Origin of the sequence: Miniphocaeibacter massiliensis, assembly GCF_900232905.1 — a bacterium.
Lineage (GTDB): Bacteria > Bacillota > Clostridia > Tissierellales > Peptoniphilaceae > Miniphocaeibacter > Miniphocaeibacter massiliensis.
The window spans coordinates 251332-267973 of record NZ_OCTQ01000003.1 but is presented as its reverse complement, the minus strand read 5'-3'; the positions used below and the strand labels follow the sequence as shown (position 1 = coordinate 267973).

Below are 16642 nucleotides of genomic sequence, written 5' to 3'. Positions count from 1 at the left end.
ATTTATTTTTCCACCTCTTTTATATATTCTTTTAATGCAGTTTTCCAATCTGGGAATATATACATATTTGAAATTCTAAGTAAAAAATTATCCAATGCAGAATATTCTGGTCTATTTGAATAGCCAGACAAACCTTCTATTTCTTCAACTTCTGCTTTTATACTTAATATATCTAATATCTCTTGGGCAAATTCTTTCCTACTACATTGTCCTATACAAGCTACATGATATGTTCCATAATTGTAAGAATCTATTATACTTAGTATAAATTTAGCTAATTCTTTTGAACTCGTTGGACTTCCTATTTGTTTATTCGCTACTTTTACCACACCATTTTCTTTGGCTTGTGAAATTATATTTTCAACATATTTATTTCCACCACCATATAGCCAAGAACTTCTTAATATAAAGTAATTTTGAGAAAATTCTCTTATATATTCTTCTGCCAATACTTTTGATTTACCATATACAGTTCTAGCTCCTAATTCATCATATTCCCTATATGGTTTGTTTCCTTCTCCACTAAATACATCGTCTGTAGATAGTTGAATAATTTTGGCATTTATTCTAGTAGCTGCTATCGCTAAATTTTTTGCACCAATAGCATTTACTCTAAAAGCCTCTTCTAAATTTTCTTCACAATAATCTAAATCTGTTATTCCTGCACAATTTATAATAATTTCTGGTCTATGCATATCTACATATAAATTAACTATTTTCGAATCTGTTATATCAACTTCATCAATATCTGTTGCTAATATCTCGTAATCTTCTGGATTTAATATTTTTATAAGTTCACTACCTATTCTTCCATTTGAACCCGCTATCCATATTTGTGTTTCATATGACATTTTATCTACCTCCTTAAAGTCTCCTAACTATTATAATAAATTTTTTCTTTTTATCCTAATTTACATAATTAGAATTTGTTTTGTATATAATATCATTTTACTGTATTATATAATTCATAGAGAAATAAAGGAGATTATATGAAATTAGAATTAATTAATATCAACAAATCTTTCTCTGGAAAACATATTTTACATGACGTAAGTTTTTCAATTGAAAGTGGAAGAGCTATGGGATTTCTTGGAAGAAATGGTTCTGGAAAAACTACTACCATTAGGACTTTAATGAATGTATTTAACCCCGATTCTGGAAATTTCACTCTTGATGGAAACAAATTTATTAGGGAAAACTATAAGATTGGTTATCTTCCTGAAGAAAGGGGACTTTATGGAAAAGTAAAAATTTTAGATCAACTAGCTTATTTTGGCGAGTTGAAAAACATGTCTTCAAAAAGTGCTAAAAAATCGGCTAAGTATTGGATTGAGTATATGGGACTTTCTGATTATGAAAATAAAAATTTAGATACTTTATCTAAAGGTAATCAGCAAAAAATCCAAATAATTCAAGCTATAATTGACGATCCTGATATTGTTATTTTAGACGAACCATTTAGTGGACTAGATCCTGTAAATTCACAAATATTTAAAAATTTAATAAAAGAGTTGATTGCTAAAAACAAACTTGTAATTTTTTCTAGCCATCAAATGGGTTATGTTGAAGAATTTTGTGATGATATTACCTTCATTAAATCAGGTAGAATTATTGAAACTGGTGATTTAAATCAATTAAAAAATAGATTAGGTGATAATAAAATTAGATTGAATCTAAAAAACATTAACTCGGATGAATTAAAATATAAACTAGAAAATATTGAAAATATAAAAATCACTTCTGACGATAGATCTTCTATTATTGAACTTTCCAGTGATTTAAAACCTATGAATTTTTTACAAAATATCATTAGCAATAACTATGAAGTATCGCTATTCACTAGTTATACTCCTTCTTTAGAAGATATTTTTATACAATTGGATAAAGAATTTAATTTTGAAGACAATAAAGGAGGTAACTAATGAAAGGACTATTTTCAGTTTTTAAATTTGAATTTCTTAATAGAATTTCACAAAAATCAATAAAATTCACCACTATTTTATTAGCTTTAATAATATTAGCTGTTACTTTTATACCTAGATTCTTTGATGTTTTTGGAAAAGAAGATGATACAACTTCTAAAAAATTACCAAAAATAGGCTATTTTATAGAAAATAACTCTTTAAAAGAACAATCTATAAATGAATTAATTAATTTTGGAGAGCCTGTAAAATACGATTCCGAAAATTCTTTAAAAGATGCTATTGAAAATGATGAAGTTAATTCTGGATATGTTTTTATCTCTACCGCTAGTTTTAAAGAAATAACAAAAAACACATCTCTTTACAATCAAGATAATTTAATTTTAAAAGAAAACTTATCTAAAATTTTGCGTAATGAAAAGCTTAATTCAGAAGGTATTAATCCAGAAATTGTTGACGAAGCTTCAAATCAAGAAATTTCATTTGAATCTATAAGTCTAGGTAAAAATGCTAGTTCTGGTTTTATTTTTGCCTATGTTGGAATGTTTGTAGTTTACATGATAGTTTTATTATTTGGAAACTCTGTTGCAACTTTAGTAGCCAGAGAAAAAAGTGATAGAACTATGGAAATTTTAATAACTACAACTAGTTCTAAAAATTTAATAATAGGAAAAGTTTTGGCATCAACTTTAATTAGCTTTATTCAAGTATTTACTATTTTAGCTGCTGGAGTTGTTGGATTTGTAATTAATAAATCTTTTTATCCAGCCGATTTAATAAAACTTGTTACTGATGGAATTGGCTTAGATTCTTTAGCTATATTTTTATTGTTTACTGTTTTAGGTTGCTTGCTATACTTTTTCTTATATGCTGCTTTTGGTGCCTTGGTCAGCAAGGTTGAGGAAGTAGGAAATGCTACAATGCCATTACAATTTATTTTTATAGGAGGATTCTTTATAACGGCAATGTTTATGCAAACACCAGACAGTATCCAACTTAAAATAGCTTCTCTCGTACCATTTACTTCGCCTATTTCGTTCTTTGTAAGATATAATATGACTAATGTACCTATATATGAAACCATATTATCCGTTGTACTATTAATAGCAACTACTATAATTTTTGCATTTATTTCTATAAAGATATATAGAATGGGAACATTAAATTATGGTAATAGAATGGGATTTTTCAAAACTGTAAAAAAATTATTTGAAAAAGAAAAATAGAAATAAAAAAACCTGATAATAATCAGGTTTTTTATTTATTCTTTTATTAACATAACTCTCATTGCATTCAGTACTGCAAGTAATGCAACACCAACATCTGCGAATACAGCTAGCCACATATTTGCATACCCTAATACTCCAAGTAACATTATTGCTATCTTCACTCCCAAAGCAAAAACTATATTTTGAATTGCTATTTTCTTTGTAACTTTTGCTATCTTGTAAAATAATGGTATTTTATACATTTCTTCTCCCATTATAGTTACATCACTAGATTCTATTGCAGCATCTGAACCATATTCCCCCATTGATATACCTACATCTGAAAGTCTTAATACTGGAGCATCATTTGTTCCATCTCCTACAAAAGCAACTTTTCCTTGAGAATTATTTTTTATTTTTTCAAATTCTAATACTTTATCTTGTGGTAACAATTCAGATTTATATTCATCTATTTTTAATTCTTTTGCCAAATGCTCTGATGATTCTTTTCTATCTCCCGTTAACATTACAAGTTTATTAATTCCTAAGTTTTTTAATTTATTTAAAGATTTGACTGTATCATCTTTTACAGTATCACTTATTTCGATAGTTCCTATATGTTTTTTGCCTTTAGAAAGATATAGTACAGTTCCATGAGACTCTAAACCTATAACCTCAATATTATTTTCTTCTAATAGTTTTTTATTGCCTAATAGAACTAATTCTCCTTCTATTTCTCCTTTTATACCTCTACCTGGAACCTCTGATATGTTTTTAGCGTCTATTTGTACTTCTTTTTTGTGGTATTCCTTTATAGACGTTGCTATGGGATGATTTGAGTTTTCTTCTAATTTTTTTGCAATTTCTACAACATAATCCTTATCGTTATCTATCCCTATAACATTTATAACTTTAAATTCCCCTCTTGTTAAAGTTCCAGTTTTATCAAAAATTATGGTATCTACTTGTGACATTGTTTCTACATAGTTTGAACCTTTGATTAATATTCCATGCTTAGAACCTACACCTATAGCTGCAAAGTAAGTTAATGGTATAGAAATAACCATTGCACAAGGACAAGAAATAACTAAAAATGTTAAAGCTGTATATATCCATTTATCAAAGCTTTGTCCGGTTGCTAAAGGAGGCAAAATAGCTATTATAACTGCTAAAAATACAACTAATGGAGTATAATATCTTGCAAATACTGTAATAAAGTTTTCTGTCTTAGACTTTCTATTACTCGCATTTTGAACCATTTCTAGTATTTGACTTACTGTTGAATCCTTGAAACTTTTTTCAACTTTAGCTTCTATTACTCCTTCATTGTTTATTGAACCCGAAATTACTTCTTTCCCACTTTCAACATATACTGGAACAGATTCTCCTGTTATAGATGAAGTATCTAAAGTTGAATTACCACTTATAACTACTGAATCAACAGGAACTTTTTCACCTGGTAGTATTTTAATAATATCTCCAACATTTAATATTTTGGGGTTTACTTTTTTTATAGAGTTTCCAATAACAAGATTTCCATAAGTTGGTTTCATCTTTACTAAAGACTTTATAGACTTAGTTGAGTTGTCAACAGCTAAATCTTGTAAATGCTCTCCTACTGAATATAGTAGCATTACTGCTATACCCTCTGTTACTTCCCCTATGATAATTGCTCCAATACTCGCTACTGACATTAGGAAGTTTTCGTCAAAAACTTCACCTTTTAAAATATTCTTAACTGCTGTTAGTAATACTTCATAACCAACTATTACATACGAAATTATTCCTAATACAAAAGCTATTGTTTCATTTTTATTTTCTATAAAAATAGAGGCTACTAATAAAATTGCAGATATAGCCATTTTTATAACTTCAATCTTAGATGATTTTTCTTCTTCTAATTCATCTAAGTCTAAATCGTCAGATAATACCTCAAATCCTACATCTGGTTCAATTCTATTTACTATTTTTTTTGAATTTTCTAAAATTTCTTCATATTTTCCATTCTCAGATTCTAACCTCAATGTTTTGTTAACAAAATTCAAACTAGCTTTTTTTACATTGTCTAAGTTTTGTACTTCTCTTTCTATTTTCGCTGCACAATTTGCACAACATAATCCTCTTAAGTAAACTTCCATGCTCCACCTACTCTTCTATATGTTCTAAACCACTACTTATTATTTCTTTAATGTGATCATCATCTAATTGATAATATATTACTTTTCCTTCTCTTCTGTTTCTAACCAATCTACCTTGCTTTAATATTCTTAATTGATGTGAAATTGCAGATTGTCCCATTTTTAAAACCTTCGCTAAGTCGGTAACACATAATTCATTTACACCTAACGCTATTAATATTTTCAATCTTGTAGAATCTGAAAACAATTTATAAAAATCTGCTAAATCGTAAATATCTTCATCCATAGGCAAATTATCGGTTACCTTCAATGACGGCTCTTTATCTATGTAATCCTCTAGTTCTTTTTCCTCAACCATATTATCCTCCTTTGCTTATATGAATAAGTGTTCATTTGATAATTTAATATTATAATACTTTTGTTTTTTTGTCAATATATTTGAAATATTTTTTTGCATATCTTCTTATTTTATAATATAGTTTTACCAAGGGGAGGATTTTATGAACAAAAAATATATTTCTAAAATTAGCATTCTAATTTTATTTTCTTTTTTAATTTCTTCTACAAATACTGTTTTTGCAAAAGAAATTAAGAATAGTTTAAATAAAGAAGTTATAGTTAATTCTTTATCTGCAGCTTCTAGTACAAGTCAAACACCTATAGTAGGAAAACCCTCTACAACTGTTGCTCAAATGAAATTATGGGCTAAAGGTAAAAATGCAAATCAAACTTTTATTAACCTAGCTCAAACTTTTTACGATATTTCTGTAGAAAGAGGTATAGATCCAGCAGTTGTTTACACACAATCCGCTAAAGAAACAGGCTATATGAAATTTGGTGGTGTTTTAGATGCTTCTTACTACAATCCTTGTGGTATGAAGAACAGTGCTGGCGGTGGTGACTATGATGGCGAGGCACATAAAAGATTCAAATCTTGGAAAGATGGTATTACAGCTCAAGTTGACCATTTAGCTTTATACGCTGGGCATACTGGGTATCCTAAGTTTTCACAAGACGTATATGAACACTATATAGCTACTAATAATAGCTATGGTGCTAAAGCTCTTTTAGATTATAAAAAAAACGGAACTACAACTGATCCACGACATTTTCCATACCTTATGGATAAAAAAGTTACAACTGTTGAATCCTTAGGTAAAAACTGGGCTCCTAGTGAAACTTATGGGCATGATATAGTTAAAATGATGAAAGAACTTTATTCATATCCTTCTGGTGTAACTCCAACAGATCCTAACGTAAAAAAAACAGTTACTAGATATTTTGGTGCTGACAGATATGGTACTGCAAAAAAAATAAATAGTATTATAGGAAATAGCTCAACTACTGCTGTTATTTCGTCTGGAACTAGTTTTCCTGATACATTAATAGCTGCAACTTTAGCTGTTGAAAAAAATGCAACATTATATATAAATAAGCCTAATTCTATTACAGTTGAATTAGATACTGCTATTAGTAATAACAAAATTAAAGAAGCTTACTTAGTTGGTGGAAATTCTGTAACTTCCTATACGAAAAATAGATTCGCTTCAAAAGGAGTGAAATTAACTACTATTTCAGGCACTAACAGATACCAAACATCTGCTATTTTGGCTTCTCATATGAAGAATAAGTCAACTATAATATTAGCTAACGGTAATGATTTTGCTGACGCCCTTAGTGCTGCTCCTGCTGCTCAACAAAAAGGATATCCATTATTATTAACTAATGGCACATCATTAGATCCTTCAGTTGAAAGTTTATTAAAAAAGGCATCTAATGTAATAGTTATTGGCGGAGATGCTGCTGTAAGTTCAAATATAAAAAACAAAATAAGAAATTACGGCGTAAAAGTTCAAGAAAAATATGGTGCTGATAGATATGGTACATCTTTAAGAATCGCTAAAGATTATTACTCTAGTATTTCTTCAGTTGTATTTGCATCTGGACTCAATTATCCAGATGCTTTAGCTGGTACAGTACTTGCAAATAAATTATCTTCACCTATACTACTAGTAAATGGTAGTAATATAAATAAACAAAAAAGTTATATTTTAGAAAAAAATCCTATAAATGCTTATATCTTAGGTGGGGATGCTGCTATTTCTAATAAATTAGAAAATGATATTAAAAATTATTTTAAATAAAAAAGATATTGCAATATTGCAATATCTTTTTTTGTCTAAACAACTGTTTATCTAAACACCTCATCCACCCACAGAAGTACGTTTTTTATTAAACTTAACTTTTGTATTTATAAATTTACTAAATTCATTTTCATCATCATCTTTAAAAGAATCTTTTTTTATAATTATCCCCCTATTTTTATCTACCATTAAATAAAAATAATCTTCTTTTTCAACTACTTGTTCTAAATCTTTATACTTAATGATAGATTCTCGTTCACCATCTTTTATAATAAAATGTTCCTTATAAAACTCTAGTATCATATGTTTATTTAAATTTATAGATTTCAATGCATCTTTTAATGTTGTATTCTTTAACGTAAAAAATATATAACTCCCAATTACACCAATGACAAGAAGAACCGTTGCAAATACTTTGTCATCTTCTATTATTTTTGATATTGCTAGACCAAATGCAAGTATCCCCATACCTAAAGATAATAACCTCTGCTTTAGTGTTATACAACCTATGAATTTTTCTATATCTTCTTCATTATTTTCATATTCATTTACATACAAAACCTCTTCTTCTATCATTTAATCTTTTATCCTCTCTTATATTTATAACTGTATTTTAAAATTTACAGATGTTAAATTAATATTATTATACTCCAACTTACTAAAAATATTATTAATGTATCTTAAACTTTTTTAATATGTTCTAAATTATATTTAAAGTTCCTTTAATTTATTACTACCCTATTTCAAGTAATAAAACTATCTTAGTAAATGTTAAATTTATTATTGATTTGTATTTAACCATTCTTCTATTATTTCTTCGTAACGCTTCTCTAATTTTTCTTTTTCCTCTAAAATTTTATTAAGTTTTTCAAAATCTGACGAATATTTTTCTAATTCTTTATCCATTATTGAAATTCTTTCTTCTAAAACATTGATTTCTTCTTCAAGCAATTTCAATTTTATAGGATTTACTTTTTTCTTTGATTTATTATCTTTTTCTATTTTTATAGACTTACTTTTTTCTTTTATATTTTCTAATTCTATATTTTTTTCTAACTTTTTCCCTATATAATAATCATAGTTCCCTATATATTTTTCAAGTCCTATTTTTGAAAGTTCGTATATTGTATTTGCAAGTTTATTTATAAAGTATCTATCATGAGATACAAATAGAAGAGTTCCTTTAAATTCTAATAGTGTATCTTCCAACATCTCTCTGCTCATAATGTCTAAATGATTTGTTGGTTCATCTAAAATTAAAACATTTACATTCTTATACATTAACTGACATAGTCTAAGCCTCGCTCTTTCTCCACCTGAAAGGTCTTTTACTTTCTTAAAAACATCTTCTCCATAAAATAAAAATTTAGCTAATATACTTCTTGCCTCTTGTTCTGACCTTATATGATCATATCTAAAAGTATCTAATATACTTTTATTTTCATCTTTAAATAAAACATTTTGTTCTAAGTATCCTATTTTTACGTTTGATCCTATTTTTATATTTCCCTCATCTGGATTTAACTCTTCTAAAATTAGCTTTAATATTGTAGTTTTACCAGTTCCATTACCTCCTATAATACAAACTTTTTCTCCAAACTTTATATTTAAATCTATATTTTCAAATAATATTTTTTCTCCAAATTTTTTTGATAGTGATTTAATATCTATAACTTCTTTTCCTGCCCTATCTTTAACATTAAATTTAAGGCTAATGTTACTTTCCGTAGTTGGTTTCTCAAGCTTTTCTATTTTTTCTAATCTTTTTTCCATATTAAAAGCTCTTTTGAAAAATTTTTCGTTATCTCCTCTATTAGCCCAGTCTTTTAACCTTTTTATAGCTTCTTCCATAGACTTTATTTCTTTTTCTTGTTCTTTAAATTTTCTTAATTCTTCTTCAAATAACCTTTCTTTTTCTTTTAGATAATAAGAATAATTTCCAAGAAATTCTTTAGCCTTTCCATTAGATACTTCTATTATTTTTGTCGCAACCTTATCTAAAAAATATCTATCATGAGATATTGAAATTACAGTTCCTTTGTAATCTCTAATAAATTTCTCCAACCAATCTATAGATTCCATATCTAAATGATTTGTTGGTTCATCTAAAAGTAAAATATCTGGACTTTCCAAAAGAATTTTCCCTAATAATACTGTAGTTTTTTCTCCACCACTTAAAGTATTAAATTTTGAGCTAAGCATTTTTTCGCTTATACCTAGCCCAACTGTAACTTTACTAAATTTTTCTTGGATTTCATATCCACCTATCAATTCATATTTTTCTTGAAGCTCTCCATATTTTTCTAAAGCTTTCTCTAATTTTACTCCCTTTAAATCACTTATTTCCTTTTCTAGTATATTTAGCTCTCTTAGCATTATATTTTCTCTTTTAAAAGCTAAGTTTAATATATCTATTGTTGTCTTTTCAGAAGGATAATTTGGTATTTGTTCTAAATAACCTATATTGCTATTTTTACTTATAAATACAGTTCCTTTATCAACATATTCTGTTCCTTCTATTATTTTAAATAATGTAGTTTTTCCAGACCCATTTTTTCCTACTACACCTATTTTCTCTCCTCTATTTATTTGTAAATTTAAATTTTTTAATATATTTTTTATTCCATAATTTTTTTCTATATTATTTAATGATATTTCTAGCACTTTTTTCTCCTTATTTTAAGATGTACTGCTAAGTTAAATTAATCAAATACAATTTTTAACAATAAAAAAACCTAGGCAAGTAATCACCTAAGTTTACTAATTTATATAATAAATTGTTTGCAAAATAATCACTTACTTTAGTTAGCTAAATTTAATTTTAAACACACCTATCCCTTGGTTCATTTTTGTACATCCTGTCATTCTAACCAATTTATATAAGTTGTTAGTTTCTAAACTTACTAAAGCATTCATATTTAAAACCTTTCTTCTAATAATGTACCAAGTATATCAAATTAATTTAACTTAATCAATTTTTTATAATTCCATAATATGATGATAATTACATATTACATACTAAAAAAACATTTAATGTTAGTCTGTATAACATAAAAAAAGGTAATCGTCTGATATTAACAAATAATTACCTTCTTATTAATTTATCTACTCACTGTAAATATCTACTCCATTATCATTTAATAATTTAACTATATATTCAAAATTCTTTTCTACTAATCCACTACATTCTTCTATCATTTCCATTTGATCTTCTTTTCTAATATCAACGCAATTTATGCTACTTCCTTCTTTTTCAAACCAATTTACGTACTCGTTAATTAACTCTTTTGCCTTTTCGTTTCCATTTTCTGTATCTTCTAAAAACATAGATATTAAAGCCGCTCCACCTACTAAAGTTCCACAAGTCCTTCCCGCAAAAAATCCTCCACCAAAAGAATACATCGCTCTTACTAGCTCTTCATTTTTAATTTCCTTAGCTTTAAGCCCTAGTATAACCATAACTTGACTGCACATTATTCCATTTAAAAACATTTTTTTAGTTGATTCTTTTATTTCTTCCATTTACATCTACCCATAAATTTAAAATATACCTTTCTATGACTTTACTTATATTTTATCATTTTAATCACTATTTATTTTACACAAAAAAAGAAAAGGTCAAATAACCCTTTCTTTTATATATTTTTTATTTATCCCAATAATTTTTCTAAATCTTTTTGGTATTCACTTGTTGGTGATATTCCAAATTTATCTACTAAAATGTCTAATACATTTGGTGAAATAAACGCTGGTAATGTAGGTCCTAAATATATATCCTTTATTCCTAAATACAATAATGTCAGTAATACACAAACTGCTTTTTGTTCATACCAAGATAAAACTATTGAAAGTGGCAAATCATTAACTGAACATCCAAAAGCATCAGCAAGAGTAGTTGCTACTTTTATAGCACCATAAGCATCATTACATTGCCCCATATCAAGTATTCTTGGAAGTCCAGCTACGGTACCTAAATCTAAATCATTTATTCTAAATTTACCACAAGCTAAAGTTAATATAATTGAATCTTCTGGTGTATTTTCTGCTAAATGAGTATAGTAATTTCTTCCTGGTCTGGCTCCATCACATCCTCCTATTAAGAAGAAATGTTTTAATTCTCCAGATTTTACAGCCTCTACTACTTTATCAGCTACAGATAAAATTGTTCCATGTCCAAACCCTGTCATTACATTTGTTCCACCATTTATTCCTGTAAACTGCTTGTCTTCTTCAAATCCACCTAATTCTAAAGCTTTCTCTATTACTGGTGTAAAATCTTTATCTTCTCCTATATGAACCATGTTTGGATAATCAACAACTGAAGTTGTAAATACTCTATCTTTATAGCTGTCTTTTACAGGCATTACACAATTAGTTGTAAATAAAATTGGTGCTGGTAAATCTTTAAATTCTTCTTGTTGATTTTGCCAAGCTGTTCCAAAATTTCCTTTTAAATGAGAATATTTTTTAAGTTCTGGATATGCAAGTCCTGGTAGCATTTCACCATGAGTATATATATTTATACCTTTGTCTTTTGTTTGCTCTAATAGCAATTTCATATCATGTAAATCATGTCCTGTAATTACTATAAAAGGTCCTTTTTCTACTTTTAATGAAACTTCTGTTGGTTCTGGTGTACCATAAGTTGTAGTATTTGCCTTATCTAGTAATTCCATTGTATCTAAATTTATTTTTCCACATTTCATTACAAGTTCCAATAATTTATCTGCTGAATCTTCTTCTTCAAGAGCAACTAGACTTTCATAGAAAAATTCGTTAATTTCATCTTTTACATATCCTAAAGCCTTAGCATGGTGTGCATATGCACCAGTTCCTCTTAAACCAAATAACAACAAAGATTTTAAGCTTCTAATATCCTCATTTTTATGGTTCCAAATATTATTTAAATTATATGCCGAAAATAATTTACCGTTTCCATGATTATTTTTAATAGATTTGGTTTTTTGTATATATCTTTTTATTGAATCATCATCAAAATTTACATTTGTTATAGCCACAAAAAGTCCATCTATAACTGCATTGTCTGTTTCTTCATCTCTATTATCGTTTACTTTAACCACTTTAGCTAAAGCTATTAATTCTCCTGTTAATACATCTTGTAAATCAGCTGTTTCTCCTGTTTTTCCACAAACTCCAACTTTTGTACAGCCTTCTCCTTTTGCTGTTTGTTCACATTGAAAACAAAACATTTTGTACCCCCTATTAATTTTACTGTAACTAAATTTTAATATATATATCCTACAATTTCAGTTGCATATGCAACAAAAAAAGAAATAAGTTAAACTTATTTCTTTCTCTTAAAATATTGAATATCTTTTTCTAAATTTTCCAACTTACAATTGCCACTATCATCTAACCAGTTTCCAAAATTTTCTTCTATATCTTCTTTTGACATTTTATCTAAATCATATGTCAATGAATATATCATGTCAGTATTTGTAATTTTAGATTTATAATTAACATTTTTATCTTTTTTAAATGTTTCTTCTAGCCTTATTTCTTCCTCTTTTACAGTATCCTTGTCAATTCCTAAATCTTTAAAGTTTACTTTTACTTCAGATATTATTTTCTTAATATTTTCTTCTTTATCATATTGAGCTGTAATTATTATTGTAGTACCTCCTTCTTGAGATTAAAAAACTGCTGTTCAGTTTTCGAACAAGAAGATATAAATAGCAAGTTAATAATTACAAAAATAATACTAGTCTTTTTTATTTTTTCATATTTTTAACACCTAATATATTACTTTTCTTTCTTTTCCATTCCTATCATTTCTAAAGTTGGTGTAAACTTATCCAATTTAACATTCTCTTTATCATCCATCATATCTTTAAATTGCTTCTCTTTCATTTCTTCTGATAAATCATCTATAATTATTGTTATTTTCTGTGTCATTTTTTTATCTGTCACTTTAGACTCATATTCTGCACCATCCATATTTTTATACACTTTAGTCTGTTTTTTATCGGCTTCAACCATAGTTTCTTTATCTGTTCCATATTCTTCGAAATTTAATTCCATTTCTGATACTGTCTTCTTAATATTCTTATCTTTATCATACTCTATGATTATCGTAATTTTTTGTCCAGCTTCATTTGATTCGTAAATTACTGTTTCCGTTTTTGAGCAAGACGATAAAAACATTATACTCATCATTAAAGTCATTATTAAACTAATCTTTTTTATTTTCATAAATTTTTCTCCGTAATTAATATATAAAAATATATTCACTAATAAATAAAAGATATGATATTTAATATCATATCTTTTATTTATTATATTCTTATTTATCCTTTTTTTCCAAACCTTCATCTTCCTGAGCTGATTCCAATTCATCTAATTTAACATTTCCCTTATCGTCTACTTTTACCCTAAGATTTGTCTCCTTATCTTCTTTAGACATATCTTTAATATTATATGTTGCTGTCATAGTTGATTCAGAATCTTTAATATTATACTTAAAATTTATACCTTTTACATCTTTAATATTTTCTTCACTTTCCTTTGCCAATTGTTCGATTTCTTCTTCAGATACAGGTAATTCTTTAAAATTTATTTTTGCTTCCCTTACCACCTTTTGTACATTTTTATCTTTATCATACTCTATAGTCACTTTAGTCTTAAATCCCATTTCTTCACCTTCATAAACTACAGTTTTATTTCCACAAGCTGATAAAAGCAATAAACTCATCATTACAACCATTATTAAACTAATCTTTTTTATTTTTTTCATATTCTTCTCCCTTTTTATTTAAGTATATATTTCTCTATTATTATAATAAAAGATATGATAATTATACCATATCTTTTATTAATTATTATTTTTTCACATATCCTACTATAGCAAATTGTTCACCTAATTTATTCGCTAATATATTTCCATTTTCATCCATTATAGGTCCAAATAAAGCAGTTTTTACTTCTCCTGTCATTTCTTCATAGTTTAATATAACTGATTCTGTTATACCTTCTTCTGTATAATCTACTTTATGTTCTGCACCTTGCATTCCTTCATATGTCTTAGTTTGAGTATTCATTTGAGATTCAAAATCAGCCTTTGTTTTTCCAGCTTCTTTGTAATTAACTACTGTTTCTGAAACACTCTTTTTAGCTACTCCATTTTCGTCATGCTCTATAGTTATTTTTCCAGAAACTCCTGGACTATTAAGTTCATAAACTAGTTCTCCACTTTCTGTTATTTCCTCTGTTTTAGACTCAGAAGCTGCTTCTGTTGTTGCTTCTGTTGTTGGTTTTGTTTCATCTTTCTTTTCATCTTTTTTATCATTAGAGCATGCTGTCATCATTAAGATACCTAACATCGCTACTATTAACAAACTATATTTTTTTAATCTTTTCATTTTTCCTCCTAATTGTTCGCCTAAGTCATTTTAACATATTTATTATATTCATACAATAAATATTCTACCATTTAAATATTAAAATTTTACTTATTTAGTATTCTAAAATATACTTAATTTAGGTGATAATAATGAACAATGTAATTTTAAAATTAAAAACCAATCCTCTTTTCAATAATATGACTGATAGTGAAATAAGAGATACATTAATATATATGAATTACAGTATAAAAAACTATATTAAAAATCAATATATATTTTATGAGGGAGATTTATTGAATGAAATAGGTATTATTCTAAATGGAAAAATACAAGTTATAAGAGACGACTACTTTGGTCAGAGGAGTATTGTTGCAAATTTAGAATCTGGTGATATTTTGGGTGAATCAGTTGCTATAGTAAAAAACACCAAAGCTCCAGCTTCTACTTTTATAGTAGAAAATTCAACTGTAATTTGGTTAAATTTTGATGTATTAAAAAAAGATTATAATAAGAAATTTATATTTAATCTATTACAATTGCTTTCTAAGAAAAATCTTTATCTAAATGAAAGACTTCGTACTGTTTCTAGAAGGACTTTACGAGAAAAAATATTAACTTACCTAGACGGACAAAGAAAGAAAAATAACAGCAATAAGTTTAATGTACCACTTAACAGAAATGAAATGGCCGATTTTTTACTAGTTGATCGTGCTTCACTATCACGTGAGCTTTCAAAACTTCAAAAAGAAGGTTTTATTAAGTTTAGTAAAAACAATTTTGAAATATTAAAATAGGACTAACTAAAAGTTAGTCCTATTTTAATTTACCTACTTTTTAAATACGAATGCTAACTTATTCTTCATAAAAACATCCCATATATATACTGCTACCGCTATTAAAAGTAAATTATCTCTTTCATTTTTGACTATTATTTCCAACTCCTCATAATTTCTAAATCCTTGTTTCTTTGACTCTATTTTACCTAATCTTGGTATTATAAGTTTGTATTCTTCTCTATTTAAAGATATATGTAACTTCTCATTATTATAGCTTATATCTATCTCTATATAATCTCCATTAACTCTAGAATTAATTTCTCCTATTTGTTTATCTTTACCTATTATTTTATAATTTTTATCTTTATCATAAAAATTTCTCTCTATTGTAAATTGCTTTTCTCTATTATCATTATAGAAAATGAATTCTGCACCTTTTGAATAAGTTTCTCCAATAAATGAATCAAAGTAGGAAGCAACATTTCCAGTTTTTTCACCTAAATATACTACTTCTTCTGAATCCTTTTTATATATTTTGAATCTGTCTTTTACATATTTATCTATCTTCATCCTATACTCCATAATTACCTCCTTTTTATACAATAATTATATTACTAAATAAAAAACAAGTCGAATTTTCGACTTGTTTTAATTAATTATTTAAAATTATTTATTAACTGCTTCTTTTAATGATTTACCAGCTTTGAATACAGGTGCATTTGAAGCAGGTATTTTTATTTTTTCTTCTGGATTTCTTGGGTTTCTTCCTTCTCTAGCTTTTCTAGCTCTTGACTCAAAAGTACCAAATCCTACTAATTGAACCTTATCTCCTGAAGCTAATGTTTCAGTAACTGTTTCAATAAAAGCGTTTAATGCTCTTTCTGATTCAACTTTTGTAAGGTTACTTTTTTCAGCGATTTTGCTAAGTAATTCTGATTTATTCATTGTATTAATTCCTCCTTATTTAAAGTTTAAGTGAATATTACTAATATTCATGATATTGATTATATCTAACTTACCTCAAAGTTTCAAGGTTTTATTCAAATATTGTTAATTATTTCTTATTCTTTTTCAAATTTATCTTTTAAAGTAA

The 16642-nt window shown here is 26.8% G+C and carries 17 protein-coding genes; 4 read left to right on the top strand and 13 right to left on the bottom strand.

Translation table 11 applies throughout. The features are described from left to right. Positions 1 to 2: 2 nt before the first annotated feature. The gene (gene rfbD / locus CS899_RS07545; protein WP_100065578.1) at positions 3 to 851 is read right to left on the bottom strand and encodes a dTDP-4-dehydrorhamnose reductase; all 849 of its coding nucleotides are present in this window, start codon (positions 849 to 851) and stop codon (positions 3 to 5) included. Between the two features lie 138 nt (positions 852 to 989). On the opposite strand from rfbD, the gene CS899_RS07540 reads away from it, so the two are divergent. Together CS899_RS07540 and CS899_RS07535 are read left to right on the top strand one after the other, a co-directional pair. Then, positions 990 to 1922, top strand: a complete 933-nt coding sequence (locus CS899_RS07540; RefSeq protein WP_100065577.1) for an ABC transporter ATP-binding protein — start codon at positions 990 to 992, stop codon at positions 1920 to 1922. Beyond that, on the top strand, positions 1922 to 3148 hold the full coding sequence (locus tag CS899_RS07535; RefSeq protein ID WP_100065576.1) for an ABC transporter permease: 1227 nt from the start codon (positions 1922 to 1924) through the stop codon (positions 3146 to 3148). Before CS899_RS07540 ends, CS899_RS07535 begins: the two co-directional genes overlap by 1 nt. A gap of 35 nt (positions 3149 to 3183) precedes the next feature. Here the strand turns inward: CS899_RS07535 and CS899_RS07530 are convergent, their stop codons facing one another. Further along, positions 3184 to 5268 (bottom strand): heavy metal translocating P-type ATPase, encoded by a 2085-nt coding sequence (locus tag CS899_RS07530; RefSeq protein ID WP_100065575.1) that lies wholly within the window; start codon positions 5266 to 5268, stop codon positions 3184 to 3186. A gap of 7 nt (positions 5269 to 5275) precedes the next feature. Beyond that, positions 5276 to 5626 (bottom strand): ArsR/SmtB family transcription factor, encoded by a 351-nt coding sequence (locus tag CS899_RS07525; RefSeq protein WP_100065574.1) that lies wholly within the window; start codon positions 5624 to 5626, stop codon positions 5276 to 5278. A gap of 142 nt (positions 5627 to 5768) precedes the next feature. Between CS899_RS07525 and CS899_RS07520 the strand changes: the two genes are divergently transcribed. After that, positions 5769 to 7412, top strand: coding sequence for a cell wall-binding repeat-containing protein (locus CS899_RS07520; RefSeq protein WP_100065573.1), 1644 nt, complete (start codon positions 5769 to 5771; stop codon positions 7410 to 7412). Between the two features lie 60 nt (positions 7413 to 7472). Here CS899_RS07520 and CS899_RS07515 read toward each other — a convergent pair whose 3' ends face one another. From CS899_RS07515 to CS899_RS07485, 8 genes are all read right to left on the bottom strand, one after another. Continuing rightward, a complete protein-coding gene (locus CS899_RS07515; RefSeq protein WP_100065572.1) occupies positions 7473 to 7988 on the bottom strand; it encodes a YcxB family protein in 516 nt (171 codons plus the stop codon). A 204-nt stretch (positions 7989 to 8192) separates the two neighbouring features. Further along, positions 8193 to 10076: a ribosomal protection-like ABC-F family protein gene (gene abc-f, locus CS899_RS07510; protein ID WP_100065571.1), complete on the bottom strand. Its 1884-nt coding sequence runs from the start codon at positions 10074 to 10076 to the stop codon at positions 8193 to 8195. A gap of 441 nt (positions 10077 to 10517) precedes the next feature. Beyond that, complete coding sequence (locus CS899_RS07505; protein ID WP_100065570.1) at positions 10518 to 10934, bottom strand: C-GCAxxG-C-C family protein; 417 nt, start codon at positions 10932 to 10934, stop codon at positions 10518 to 10520. 128 nt (positions 10935 to 11062) lie between these two features. After that, entirely contained in the window at positions 11063 to 12622 is a 1560-nt protein-coding gene (gene hcp, locus CS899_RS07500) for a hydroxylamine reductase (RefSeq protein ID WP_100065569.1), read from the bottom strand. A gap of 95 nt (positions 12623 to 12717) precedes the next feature. Beyond that, the gene (locus tag CS899_RS11075; protein WP_277985533.1) at positions 12718 to 12849 is read right to left on the bottom strand and encodes a hypothetical protein; all 132 of its coding nucleotides are present in this window, start codon (positions 12847 to 12849) and stop codon (positions 12718 to 12720) included. 326 nt (positions 12850 to 13175) lie between these two features. Then, complete coding sequence (locus CS899_RS07495; protein WP_164995888.1) at positions 13176 to 13625, bottom strand: DUF1307 domain-containing protein; 450 nt, start codon at positions 13623 to 13625, stop codon at positions 13176 to 13178. Between the two features lie 91 nt (positions 13626 to 13716). Then, positions 13717 to 14166 carry a DUF1307 domain-containing protein gene (locus CS899_RS07490; RefSeq protein WP_100065567.1) on the bottom strand — a complete coding sequence of 150 codons (450 nt, stop codon included), beginning with the start codon at positions 14164 to 14166 and terminating at the stop codon, positions 13717 to 13719. Between the two features lie 85 nt (positions 14167 to 14251). Next, positions 14252 to 14791, bottom strand: coding sequence for a DUF1307 domain-containing protein (locus tag CS899_RS07485; RefSeq protein ID WP_100065566.1), 540 nt, complete (start codon positions 14789 to 14791; stop codon positions 14252 to 14254). A gap of 131 nt (positions 14792 to 14922) precedes the next feature. On the opposite strand from CS899_RS07485, the gene CS899_RS07480 reads away from it, so the two are divergent. Continuing rightward, positions 14923 to 15567 carry a Crp/Fnr family transcriptional regulator gene (locus CS899_RS07480; protein WP_100065565.1) on the top strand — a complete coding sequence of 215 codons (645 nt, stop codon included), beginning with the start codon at positions 14923 to 14925 and terminating at the stop codon, positions 15565 to 15567. Between the two features lie 33 nt (positions 15568 to 15600). Here the strand turns inward: CS899_RS07480 and CS899_RS07475 are convergent, their stop codons facing one another. After that, on the bottom strand, positions 15601 to 16131 hold the full coding sequence (locus tag CS899_RS07475) for a hypothetical protein (protein ID WP_100065564.1): 531 nt from the start codon (positions 16129 to 16131) through the stop codon (positions 15601 to 15603). An 84-nt stretch (positions 16132 to 16215) separates the two neighbouring features. Then, complete coding sequence (locus tag CS899_RS07470; RefSeq protein WP_100065563.1) at positions 16216 to 16494, bottom strand: HU family DNA-binding protein; 279 nt, start codon at positions 16492 to 16494, stop codon at positions 16216 to 16218. Positions 16495 to 16642 lie beyond the last annotated feature (148 nt).

Excerpts from the sequence above, each read along its gene's own strand:
- CS899_RS07475 (WP_100065564.1), bottom strand. The coding sequence starts at position 16,131 with ATGGAGTATAGGATGAAGATAGATAAATATGTAAAAGACAGATTCAAA.
- CS899_RS07480 (WP_100065565.1), top strand. The coding sequence starts at position 14,923 with ATGAACAATGTAATTTTAAAATTAAAAACCAATCCTCTTTTCAATAAT.
- CS899_RS07485 (WP_100065566.1), bottom strand. The coding sequence starts at position 14,791 with ATGAAAAGATTAAAAAAATATAGTTTGTTAATAGTAGCGATGTTAGGT.
- CS899_RS07490 (WP_100065567.1), bottom strand. The coding sequence starts at position 14,166 with ATGAAAAAAATAAAAAAGATTAGTTTAATAATGGTTGTAATGATGAGT.
- CS899_RS07505 (WP_100065570.1), bottom strand. The coding sequence starts at position 10,934 with ATGGAAGAAATAAAAGAATCAACTAAAAAAATGTTTTTAAATGGAATA.
- CS899_RS07520 (WP_100065573.1), top strand. The coding sequence starts at position 5,769 with ATGAACAAAAAATATATTTCTAAAATTAGCATTCTAATTTTATTTTCT.
- CS899_RS07540 (WP_100065577.1), top strand. The coding sequence starts at position 990 with ATGAAATTAGAATTAATTAATATCAACAAATCTTTCTCTGGAAAACAT.
- CS899_RS07495 (WP_164995888.1), bottom strand. The coding sequence starts at position 13,625 with ATGAAAATAAAAAAGATTAGTTTAATAATGACTTTAATGATGAGTATA.
- CS899_RS07535 (WP_100065576.1), top strand. The coding sequence starts at position 1,922 with ATGAAAGGACTATTTTCAGTTTTTAAATTTGAATTTCTTAATAGAATT.
- rfbD (WP_100065578.1), bottom strand. The coding sequence starts at position 851 with ATGTCATATGAAACACAAATATGGATAGCGGGTTCAAATGGAAGAATA.
- CS899_RS07525 (WP_100065574.1), bottom strand. The coding sequence starts at position 5,626 with ATGGTTGAGGAAAAAGAACTAGAGGATTACATAGATAAAGAGCCGTCA.
- CS899_RS07530 (WP_100065575.1), bottom strand. The coding sequence starts at position 5,268 with ATGGAAGTTTACTTAAGAGGATTATGTTGTGCAAATTGTGCAGCGAAA.
- CS899_RS07470 (WP_100065563.1), bottom strand. The coding sequence starts at position 16,494 with ATGAATAAATCAGAATTACTTAGCAAAATCGCTGAAAAAAGTAACCTT.
- hcp (WP_100065569.1), bottom strand. The coding sequence starts at position 12,622 with ATGTTTTGTTTTCAATGTGAACAAACAGCAAAAGGAGAAGGCTGTACA.
- CS899_RS07515 (WP_100065572.1), bottom strand. The coding sequence starts at position 7,988 with ATGATAGAAGAAGAGGTTTTGTATGTAAATGAATATGAAAATAATGAA.